The following is a 10,478-nucleotide window of genomic DNA, read 5'->3' as shown; positions in this document are numbered from 1 at the left end:
GCGCGGCTCGAACAGCGTGCCTGCGGCGTCGAAGAATGCGGCAAGGATCATGCGAATCAATTCATTGTAGCATTATTGAATGTGAAACCCTTGAAGGAAGAATCACCTGCGCGGTGGGCGGCAGGGGTGACCCCTGGCAGGGGGTGACCCCTGCACCCAATGTTAAGGCCGCCCGCCGTTGGCGGGCGCGGTCCCTTCTATCGCGTAGTCGCGAAAAGATGCGCTGCGCAGATTTTCGCGTCTTCTCACTGCGGTGCAGGGCTCAGCCCTGCCGCCCACCGCGCAGGTGATTCTTCCTTCAAGGGTTTCACATTCAATAATGCTACAATGAATTGATTCGCATGATCCTTGCCGCATTCTTCGACGCCGCAGGCACGCTGTTCGAGCCGCGCGAGCCTGTCGGACGCACCTACGCCCGCCTCGCGCGGCAATTCGGCCTCGACGCCTCCGAGGACACCGTCGCCGCCGGTTTTCGCCGTGCTTTCGGTGCGGCGCCCGGTCTGGCCTTCGGACCCGGACATGCGCCCGGCGAGCTTCGACGCCTGGAGCGGGAATGGTGGCGGCGGCGGGTGGGCGAGACGTTCGCGCCGATGGGTGCATGGTCCGGCTTCGACGCTTACTTCGACGCGCTGTTTGCCCATTTCGCCGATCCCGATAGCTGGATTGCGGATCTTGAAGCGGCGCCGATGCTGCAACGTCTAAAGAACGATGGACTCAAACTGGGCGTGATCTCGAACTTCGATTACCGCTTGTATCGGATTCTCGACGGCCTCGACCTGACCCGTTACTTCGATTCGATCACGATTTCCTCCGAAGCCGGCTATGCCAAGCCGCGGCGCGAGGTGTACCAGGCGGCCCTTTCACGCGCCGGCGCGCCGCCGCATGAGGCGATGCATATCGGCGACTCGGAGCATCTCGATTTCGCCCCTGCGGCGGCCATCGGGATGGCTGCGGTCCTGATCGATCGCGGAAATCAGCAGGCCGCACCGTCGATTGCGGCCCGCACCGCCCGAATTTGTTCGCTTGCCAGCGTCCCACAGGTTGCGCAAGTATTCAGACTCGCTTGACGTTGTCGCTGCGTTATTCTTATCTAAGGCCACAATTTTCCGGGGAACAGTATTTTGGGGATTACAAAAATGAACCGTGTGCTCTTTTCGCGTCGCCTGATGGTGATGCTAACCGCATTTTTTACGCTCGCCTTCACCGCCGCCGTCGCCTCCGCGCAAAGTGCCGGAGACCTTGCGAGCGAGCTTTCGAGCCTCTCGGGCCAGATGTCGTCCGCCGAGGCCAACGCATCGACTGCCGACCAGGTGATAGCCAAGCTCGACAACGCCGAGGGAACTTTTGCCAAGGTCACTTCGAGCGGCAAGGTGGACAAGGGCGCGCTGATACCGCTCTACCATCAGCTCGATTCGATGCTCGATCGGATGCAGACGGTCTATTCGAAGAAGAAAGATGATTGTATCGCGCAGATCGACAACGGCGGGCAATGCGACTACGACCAGCCCGAACAGTTGGCATTGAAAGCCGCATATCCGCTTGCATGGCTGCGCTTCACGGCTGCGACCACTCTGTTCGACGATAACGCCGACCAATCGAAGAAACTGCTCAATGAGGCGATCGACGGCTTCACCGCCAGCACGCTGGCGATGCCCGATCCCAACCTGATACGCGAAAATACCCTCGGCCGCGCCTACTGCGAACGCGAGTTGGGCAAGTTCGATCACGCCGAATACGACCACGCGATCGCCGACTTCAAGAAAATCATGGATGACGGCAGCGGCACGCAGCAATACGCAGCGGCGCGCGAGGGACTCTCCACCACTTACGCCAAGATGGGCAAGGCCGAGGAGGCCGCGAAGCTGCTCCCGCCTAGCGGAGGCGGGAAAGGCGGAGGCGGCGAGCTCATGCTTCAGTTGCAGACCCTGTTCAGCGCCGAACGGGCCACCAGCGACCCGGCCAAGAAGGCCGCCTATCACAAGCAGATCATCGACGCGATGAAGACCAAGGAAAACGACAAGGAAGGATGGGCGATCGATGTAGCGGCGGCGTCCAAATTTCCAAACAACGCAGTCGAGGAATTCGGCAGCTCGAACGATCCGTTCGAGAAATGGCTGCTCGCCGCCGTCTTGCTCTCGCGCAAGGATGAGGCCAACGCGGCCAAGTACTATGTCGAGGCGGGCGCCAGCGGAAAATATCCCAAGGCCTACAAGTTCGCCATCGACATCTATCTGCGCGAGAAGCGCTACGACCAGGTCGAGGCGATGCTGAGCAAGATCGCGTCGGGCGGCGGCGGCGACGCGCAATGGGCCGAGTACGTGAGATTCAGCCTCGCGCATAGCCGATGGGAGCAGGGCGGTTCGAAGGATAAGGCGCTCGAAGATCTGTGGGTGAAGGCCGCGCAGGACTACGTGCAGAAATATCCCAACGGCGAGCACATTGCCGAGATGCGCGTGCAACTCGCCGGTCTCCTGCAGCAGCAGAATAAATACGTCGAGGCCGCCGAGTTGTACTCCCAGGTCAAGGGCGACCCCGAATTCACCTTCACCGCCAAGTTCAAGGCCGCCGAGTGCTACTACGCCCAGCTCCAGGGCGCCAGCGCCAAGGATAACAAGGGGCCCAAGATCGATACCGAGTCGGTCAGAAAGCTGACGCTCGAAAACATCAACGAGGCAATCAAGATGGGTCCCGAGGCGGAGCGTACCGCCTCCGGGACGGGCAAGAAAACGGTTCATGAGATTCGCGGCGAAGCGATCTACATGCTTGCTTCGATCCTCGAAGAAGACCCGGATAAAGTTGACTACGCGCAGGTCGCAACGCTGCTTAACGGATACGAATCGCAATTCCCGAGCATGAATGCGAAGTTCCAGGATGTGGCCGAATGGCGCATCACGGCGCTCGATCATCTCGGCAAGTACGACGATGTCAACACCGACGTCGCCGCAATCGTCGAACGCAGCAAGGGCAACATCGCCAAGGGCGATTTCATCAAGGAACTCGGAATCGACTTCTGGAAGGCGGCGCAGGAAGCCAAGGCAAATAACAAGGAGACGGCATACAAGAAAAACGCGATGCTGACCGCCACTGCGTACAAATTTTTCGCGGACATGGTGGCGTCGGGCAAAATCCCGGTCAAAAATCTGACCGGTACGCTGTCTATTTACGGCCAGGCGCTGCAAGCTACCGACCATGAAGAAGAAGCGGAAAAGGTTTATCAGGAGGTCGTGAAGGCCGACCCCGCATCGCCCGATGCGAACGCCGGACTCGCCCGTATCGCGCAAGCCAAGAAGGACTGGAAGGACGCGGTGACGCTGTGGACCACCGTCGAGAGCACGGCGGCCGAGTCCGACATCCTGTGGTACGAGGCGAAATACAACATCGCGGCTATCTACAACGAGCAAGGCAATACCCAGGGCGCATGCAGCAAGCTGGCGCAGACCCGCGCCGAACATCCCACCCTGGGCTCGCCCGAGATGAAGACTTCGTGGGACGCGCTGCAGCGCAAGATATGCCTGGATAACCGGAAGTAGCGCGGCGATGCTCAAAAAGATTCATCACGTCGGCGTCGTCGTGCCGAGTCTCGACGCGGGCTTGAGATTCTGGCGCGACACGCTCGGCCTGCATTTCACCACGAGCGCCACGATTGAAGAGCAGGGCGTCCGGGCCGCGTTGCTCAAAGCCGGCGAGAGCGAGATCGAACTGCTCGAACCGCTCAACGCCGGCAATGCCGTGGGCAAGTTCCTCGCGCGCCACGGCGGCGGCTTGCATCACGTATGCTTCGAGACCGACGACGTCGCCCGTGAGCTCGAAGCCGCGCGCGGCAAAGGAATCCAGCTAATCGATCAGAAGCCGCGTCGCGGCCTGGCGGGAATGATCTGCTTCCTGCATCCCAAGGCCACCCGCGGCGTCCTGGTTGAATACGCCCAGCCACCCGGCGAGTAGAGAAAGAGATGCCCATTTACGAATACCGATGCGCCAAGTGCGACCACTCGTTCGAGGCGCTCGTGCGCCCCGGTGACGGCGGCGCGCAGTGCCCGCTCTGTCACGGCTCGAAGCTGAAGCGCGAGATGTCGACCTTCGCGGCGCGCGGCAGCAATGGCGACGGCGCCGCCGCGGCCGCGTACGCGATGGCCAATTCCGGCGCGGCGAGCGGCGGTGGATGCGGTGGTGGCGGATGCGGCGGGGGTGGATGCGGCTGCCACTAGCGCCGCGCTCGCTCGCTTCAGCTCTCTTTGCGCGCTTCGAATTCCTTTTTTGCCGACGCCAGCAATTCGGGCTGCGCGAGCAAATCGTACGCGGTCATCGCCATCGCCTTCGCCACCCGAATCATCGCATCGTAGCCGCGCTCTGAGTCTGCGTGCGCGACGAACGCGTCTTCGTGGCAATTGCCCTCGCCGTGACGCGAGATCGCGAACGACGGATGAATCGCCGGCATCACATGACTGACGTCGCCCATGTCGGTGCTGCCGGTGGGCGTGCCTGCCGGGGCTTCGATAGATTTTGCGCCGAGCGCCTCGCTATGCGCGGCGTAACGATGCGCCATGCTGAGATTGTTGATCATATTCTTGTAACCGCCTTCGACAACATGCTCGACGCGCGTTCCGGTCGCCATCGCGGCGCCCTCGGCGCATCTGATCACCCGCGCGCCGATTTCATTGGCGTAGCGGCTGGTCCTGGCGCGCGCCAAAAACAGGCACTCGGTGCGCTCCGGGATGATATTAACCGCGCGGCCGCCGTCGGTGATGATGCCGTGGATGCGCGAGCCGTCGCGCAGGTGCAGTCGCATCGCATCGACGCTCTGAAAGGTCTGGATCACTGCGGCCAACGCGCTCGAGCCGTCCCATGGCGCCATGGCCGCGTGCGCGCCGCGACCATGAAAAGTCAGCTTGAGATGGAGCGTGGCGAGCGCGGGCATCGTGCAGAATTCGGCGTCGGTGGGATGCGCCATCATGGCCGCATCGACGCCCCGCAACGCGCCGTTATTGATCAGGATTATCTTTCCACCGCCGCCTTCCTCGGCCGGGGTGCCGAGAAAAACGACTCGTCCCGGCAGTTGGCTCGCGATGCTCTTCAAACCCGCGACGGCGCTGAGCGCGGCGCCGGCGATCAGGTTGTGGCCGCATGAATGGCCATTGGGCAGGGCGTCGTATTCGGCGAGGATTGCGACCGTGGGACCGCTGGCGCCGAACTCGGCGCGAAACGCGGTCTTGAGTCCGCCGGCCTCGCGCTCGACCTCGAGACCCAATTCGGTGGCGGCTTTGGTCAGCAGGCCGGCGGCGAAATGCTCCTGGAACTTGAGCTCGGGATGCTCGTGGATTTCGTGGCTGAGCGCGACCGCTTTGTCGCGGTAGGTATCGATCGCGCGACAGATTTCAGCGTGAGCGTCCATCGATATGCTCCCGTCGGTGCTGGGTAGCATTGTGAGTAGCACCGAGCGTGCAAATTATCCAAACTCCGCCGCGGTCCGGAAGCCTCTCCCAATTCTATAGAGCCCGTTTCGGAAACATTTCGCGTTGCTTCGCGGGCTGTCCCTCAGTCGCCGGCAGTAGCGCTGCGATTGCATCCGCAGGCACGTTCGCGAGCTCCTTCGGCTCCATCTTGTAGAGCCCGCCTCCATAGACCCGGCCCTCTCCGAGAAGGGTCGCAGACGGGATCGAATCCAGGAACTCCCAAATTTGGCGCGCTAGTTGCGGAGCGCCCTCAAGCGCTTTCGCCAGTGCCGGAATTGGGTAGAGCATCAGATACACATTTGCCGCTGTCGCCTGCGAACGATTGAGAATGAAACGAAAAGGCTTTTCTCGCTTGGCGAGGCCCCGCCCCATGTAGGTACAAACGAAGGGCGCTGGCGGACGGGTTTCCTGCGAATACCAGGGATTTCGACGGCTGCACAAATAAGTATCGGACACCTTTGGCTTGCCCGTTTTCAGATATGCCCAGAGCTTCGGGAATCGCCCGCGCACCTTATCTTCCGGCAGCCGACAATCGAGGATGAACTGTTGCCGTTCAATCCGAGGCGCTCCGTCTGCTTCGGCTTCGATTACGTCTGAAGGAAGATGACGCGGCCCCGGCAAGATCGGCTTGAAAAATTCAAGTGGCAGCCCGTGCTCTTCGATCTCTGCGCGCGACAAAATGAAAAATCTGTTATGGCCAGTGGCGAGGCCACGCTTTATAGAGAAGAAGTCCGCGAGCCGAAGTCCTTCGCCAGTGTCCTTCATTCCGGCCGTCGCCAAACCCGTCCATTTGCGCTGATTTTGCAGAGCCGAGGCAGGCACAAGCCGCGAATGAGTCGGCCGCGAGAGCGTCCCCCCATAACTCAATGCCACTTGGTGCCCGGATTCCGCACGCCGTTTGCGAAACCAGACCACCGCCGAAGACACAAGCGCATCTCCGAATTGCAGATCGCTTGGGTCGAACCGATGAATGCGCAGCAACTCAACTTTATTGAGCAGGTAGCGCTTCACTGGCCCGCCATAGTTAACGTCCATGAATTCGCTGGGGATCAACCATCCTGCAATTCCGTCATCTGCCAGCCACGCATGTGCCAACCCGAGGAAATAACAATACAGCCCGGCCAGGCCTGCCATGCGGACGCCGGATGCGGCAGTCGTAGCGGCCTGCAGCCGTCCCTTTTCATCCGCTCCCATGTGATGATGCCGGACATAGGGCGGATTACAGACAATGAGGTTGAAGCGTTCCGCTGGGATGGGCGGTTTCATCGCCGTAAAGTCGTCAAGTTCGATTTTGAGACCGCGATCGAGCCAGAGTTCGCGCGCGGGATTGCCATAATGAGGATCAATTTCGACCCCTACCGCGGCCTTTAGCCGCTCCGCCGCGAAGTGGCGCAGCAGCGCCGTGTAGAAAGAGCCGGTGCCGATTGCGGGATCTAGGAACCGCACTGGCGCGTCCTCCGGCACCAGCGTGCGCGCGTGCGCCAGCAAATCAGAAGCAAGAAGCGTCGGTGTCGCGAACTGGCCCAGCCGGTTGCGCTCCTTCTGTGTCTTGCGACCGTCTAGCTCGTCCTGGAGGGCAACCCGGCGTGCTTCTATTGCCGACAGCGCATCCATTCCTACAACCCGAACTTGGCGAGTTCATCGATCCGATGTTCCCACACCCAATCAATGCCTTCAGCCGCCTCGTATCCAAGATAGCCGCTATCGAAGTATCCGCACAGAAACAGGATGAAGCGAACCTTCGCGCCATAGGCGACACGCAGCTGACTCACTTTGGCGGCCTCTTCCTTGCGGCGCTTGTTCACGTTGGTGAAGTCGCCTGCCGATTTCGCCTCGATGAGCAAGGGCAGTTCGCCGGCTCCGGCCCTTTTGGCATGACAACGGTGTCGATCGGAATGTTGATCGTCGGCGCAGGACCTTCACGCTTAACCGGCACGTTCAGACGGAAGCCGAACGTGCCAGGCGGCATAGCGTCGAATTTAGTTTTCGGTGGGAGAGCACTATAGCCGCGCGCTTGTAGCCAAGCCCCTATTGCCGCAAGCTGACGCTTCTCCTGGGCATTGCGGATAATTGGATTTGCGATAGATCCGCACAGACGATCAGCGACGATGGTAGCGGCGCGGTGCATCTCAGGCTCCGTCGCGGCCGCTCTGCGGCCGCGCCATACAAAAATATCCGGATCGGCCATCCGCTCAACGATGGCGCCAATCTTATTGAGATCCTTTTCAAGCGATGCTGCATTCATGCGCAACGGGATCGTTCCTTTCTCCATGCAGCCGACTAGATTGCGCGATACGCCTGCGAGGCCGATCAACCTGTCGACCGCCAGCGGCGGGCAGGTAGCCATACGCAACGTAGGCAGGACGCTTGGCTCCAGCTTCAATACAGCCGCACTCACAACCGTTAGATTTTTAGTTTTAATGAGGGTCGACTCGACGTCCTTGGTCGTCTTGATGCGTGTTTCGCGATAGGCGGCGGGCGCGAACTTCAGAAACCAATCGTTGTACATATCGACCGACTGAAGAATATCAGCCTTCCAGCGGTCTGGCTTGGTCCTGTTGACACCTCGATTTTGACTGTCAGAAGGCATTCTTGCGCGACCTCTTGTGACCCAAAGTTGACCGGTCTGCGGCGCCAAGGCCGATCGTAGATCACACTTGGCATCCGGGATAGAGGGTCGCAAGCAAGAAGCCTGTATTAACGCAGGTGTTGAAACGCTTGAAACCGAAACCGACAGGCAACGATTGTCCTTTAACAACCGGCTACGGGCGGACGCGGGTCAGCGGCTGCGTCAGCATTTCCGGCACCGGCTCGCCCTTCTCGACTTTGTGCTGCGCGTAGTCCTGCATCGCGGTTACGATTCCTGCCACCGTCTTGCCGAACATCAGATCGCGATTCTCGCGCGCCCAGTCGTTGGAGTATTTGATCTGATGCGCGACCTGACCCTGGAACTGCGGCGCGACGTAACGCGCGAACAGCTCGTAGGAGCGAAGCGTCTTTTCGCGCGTGGTCCATTCGTGCGCGAGTCCCAGGATGCCGCCGAAGCCGCCGGTTGCCTGCTGCAGTTCCTTGATCTTCGCGATCGCATCGTCGGGCGTTCCAATGATCGCGCCGCCGCGCCCAATCATCCGATCGATCGTCAGCTCCTCGGCCGGCTGATTCGGATATTCCTCGAACTGGAGACGCGCACCGAGCGTGTCGATAAAGTAGTCGCGAATCCACGAGTTGGCGCCGTCGCGAATATCGTCCATCGCCTCCTGTCGCGTCTCGGCGAGGTGAATCGGGAAGACCATCCGCCAATTCCTGCGGTCAACAGTCTTGCCATTTTCAGCCGCCGACTCTTCCGCCATCGCCCAGCGCTTCATCAGATCGTCCAGACCGCGCGGCGCGTACGAGGCGACCGACAGCACGCCGCAGCCGAGCTGTCCCGCCGCCACCATCCCCGACGGCGACACCGTGCTCGCGACGAAGATCGGCAAGTGCGGCTGCTGAAACGGCTTCACCTGCAGGTGCGCATCGACGAGCTTGAAGTACGAGCCGTCGATCGAAATCTTGCCCTCTTCAGTGAACAGGCGAAGGATTGCGCTGACGCCCTCGACCATCCGCTTGCGCTGAGTTGTCGAGTCGATGCCGAGCATGTGCGCGTCGGCGGCCAGCGCGCCCGGACCGCATCCCAGCATCACGCGGCCATGGGTCAGATGATCGAGCAGGGCGAAACGGTTGGCGACGTTGAAGGGGTGATGATACGGGATGCTGACGACGCCGGAGCCGAGCATGATCCGCCGGGTGCGCGTCGCGGCGACCGCCATGAAGATTTCGGGCGACGGGATTATTTCCCATCCCGACGAATGATGCTCGCCGATGAACGCCTCTTCGTAGCCGAGCGCGTCGAGCCACTCGATCAGCTGCAGGTCGCGTTCGAAGCAGAGCGTCGGGTTTTCGCCGACGCGGTGGAACGGGGCGATGAAAATTCCGAACTTCATCATTCCTCCTTGGTCGGGCAGGGTCTAAGCCGGCCGCCCTGGCCCACGGCAGGCTTGTCAGGTTACGACGAAATCAGAACGCGAAATAGGGCTGGTACCGGCTGGATTGCGCGGCCGCCTTGAAACTTTGCCTGCGCGAATTCGTCCAAGAGGTGGAAGCATTGGGAATGCAAGAGCCCGGAAGAACTGACTGGCTTGCCCAACGCAGGAGCAAATAGGATCATTACATATGAACGCGCGCCCCTGCGGCGGAGCGCTGGCATCGCGATGACAACGACAACAATTCCGGGCATAGCAGGCAGCTTGATTTCCGCGGTTACGGCCGCGGTGATGGCGCTGGCGATCGTGATTGGCACAGCCGTGCCCGCCGCGGCGCAGCAGGGATCGTCGATTCCTGCGCCGATGGTGATGCCCGGCGGTCAGGGCAAGGAAACCTCGACGCTCGAGCTGCCGTCGATGCCGGCGAAACAGGGCGGCGACTCGCTCAACATCCCGCCGCAGGTTCCGCAAGCCGGCCAGGAGCTGGTGCTGCCGATGCGCGAGTTGCGCCAGCAGCCGGGTTACGAACAGGTCACGGTGACAGTGACCGAACCGAGCGGCAGCTACATCACCGGGCTGCAAAAGGAAGATTTCAAACTCTACATGGACGGGCAGCAGCGCCCGATAGAATTCTTTCGTCAAGACCTGAACACTCCGGTCTCGGTCGGCATCCTGGTGGACACTTCGGGCAGCATGACGCCCAAAATTCCGCAGGCGCGCGCCGCGATCTCGCAGTTTCTGAACAATCTCAATGACAAGGACGACGTGTTTCTGTTCGCGTTTTCCAGCCACCCGTTCCTGCTCCAGCCGTTTACGACCAATCACGATCTCGTGATGCGCCGCCTCTCATTGCTGCACGCCTACGGGCAGACCGCTTTGTTCGACGCGATCATGCAGGGGTTGCAGATGGTGCAACGAGGCCGCTACGACAAAAAAGCGCTGCTCGTCGTCACCGACGGAATGGACAACACCAGCGCCTCGACGGTGAATGACGTCGTCGCCCAGG

General features: G+C 60.9%; 8 protein-coding genes and 1 pseudogene. 5 read left to right on the top strand and 4 right to left on the bottom strand.

Features of this window, described 5'->3' with window-relative positions; genetic code table 11:
* Positions 1-341: 341 nt before the first annotated feature.
* The 4 genes from ABSB13_RS15750 (at position 342) to ABSB13_RS15735 (ending at position 4,205) form a co-directional block, all read left to right on the top strand.
* Complete coding sequence (locus tag ABSB13_RS15750) at positions 342-1,067, top strand: HAD-IA family hydrolase (RefSeq protein ID WP_428110201.1); 726 nt, start codon at positions 342-344, stop codon at positions 1,065-1,067.
* Positions 1,068-1,136: 69 nt separating this feature from the next.
* Positions 1,137-3,530: a hypothetical protein gene (locus ABSB13_RS15745; protein WP_428110200.1), complete on the top strand. Its 2,394-nt coding sequence runs from the start codon at positions 1,137-1,139 to the stop codon at positions 3,528-3,530.
* Positions 3,531-3,537: 7 nt separating this feature from the next.
* A complete protein-coding gene (gene mce / locus ABSB13_RS15740; RefSeq protein WP_428110198.1) occupies positions 3,538-3,942 on the top strand; it encodes a methylmalonyl-CoA epimerase in 405 nt (134 codons plus the stop codon).
* 8 nt (positions 3,943-3,950) lie between these two features.
* Complete coding sequence (locus tag ABSB13_RS15735; protein WP_428110197.1) at positions 3,951-4,205, top strand: FmdB family zinc ribbon protein; 255 nt, start codon at positions 3,951-3,953, stop codon at positions 4,203-4,205.
* A gap of 17 nt (positions 4,206-4,222) precedes the next feature.
* On the opposite strand, the gene ABSB13_RS15730 is transcribed toward ABSB13_RS15735, so the two are convergent.
* The 4 genes and pseudogenes from ABSB13_RS15730 to ABSB13_RS15715 form a co-directional block, all read right to left on the bottom strand.
* Positions 4,223-5,389 (bottom strand): M20 family metallopeptidase, encoded by a 1,167-nt coding sequence (locus ABSB13_RS15730; protein ID WP_428110195.1) that lies wholly within the window; start codon positions 5,387-5,389, stop codon positions 4,223-4,225.
* Positions 5,390-5,483: 94 nt separating this feature from the next.
* The gene (locus tag ABSB13_RS15725; RefSeq protein ID WP_428110194.1) at positions 5,484-7,064 is read right to left on the bottom strand and encodes an Eco57I restriction-modification methylase domain-containing protein; all 1,581 of its coding nucleotides are present in this window, start codon (positions 7,062-7,064) and stop codon (positions 5,484-5,486) included.
* A gap of 2 nt (positions 7,065-7,066) precedes the next feature.
* A pseudogene (locus tag ABSB13_RS15720) lies at positions 7,067-8,040 on the bottom strand (XamI family restriction endonuclease).
* A 172-nt stretch (positions 8,041-8,212) separates the two neighbouring features.
* Positions 8,213-9,433, bottom strand: a complete 1,221-nt coding sequence (locus tag ABSB13_RS15715; RefSeq protein WP_428110193.1) for an LLM class flavin-dependent oxidoreductase — start codon at positions 9,431-9,433, stop codon at positions 8,213-8,215.
* A gap of 267 nt (positions 9,434-9,700) precedes the next feature.
* Here ABSB13_RS15715 and ABSB13_RS15710 point away from each other — a divergent pair.
* Positions 9,701-10,478 (top strand): VWA domain-containing protein (locus ABSB13_RS15710; RefSeq protein WP_428110191.1); only part of this gene is annotated, 778 nt, incomplete at its 3' end.

Source organism: Binatus sp. (SeqCode), from assembly GCF_050013435.1.
Classification (GTDB): domain Bacteria; phylum Desulfobacterota; class Binatia; order Binatales; family Binataceae; genus Binatus.
The sequence above is the reverse complement of the archived record's forward strand: the minus strand, read 5'-3'. Positions and strand labels throughout refer to the sequence as shown.

Excerpts from the sequence above, each read along its gene's own strand:
- ABSB13_RS15750 (WP_428110201.1), top strand. The coding sequence starts at position 342 with ATGATCCTTGCCGCATTCTTCGACGCCGCAGGCACGCTGTTCGAGCCG.
- ABSB13_RS15745 (WP_428110200.1), top strand. The coding sequence starts at position 1,137 with ATGAACCGTGTGCTCTTTTCGCGTCGCCTGATGGTGATGCTAACCGCA.
- mce (WP_428110198.1), top strand. The coding sequence starts at position 3,538 with ATGCTCAAAAAGATTCATCACGTCGGCGTCGTCGTGCCGAGTCTCGAC.
- ABSB13_RS15735 (WP_428110197.1), top strand. The coding sequence starts at position 3,951 with ATGCCCATTTACGAATACCGATGCGCCAAGTGCGACCACTCGTTCGAG.
- ABSB13_RS15730 (WP_428110195.1), bottom strand. The coding sequence starts at position 5,389 with ATGGACGCTCACGCTGAAATCTGTCGCGCGATCGATACCTACCGCGAC.
- ABSB13_RS15725 (WP_428110194.1), bottom strand. The coding sequence starts at position 7,064 with ATGGATGCGCTGTCGGCAATAGAAGCACGCCGGGTTGCCCTCCAGGAC.
- ABSB13_RS15715 (WP_428110193.1), bottom strand. The coding sequence starts at position 9,433 with ATGAAGTTCGGAATTTTCATCGCCCCGTTCCACCGCGTCGGCGAAAAC.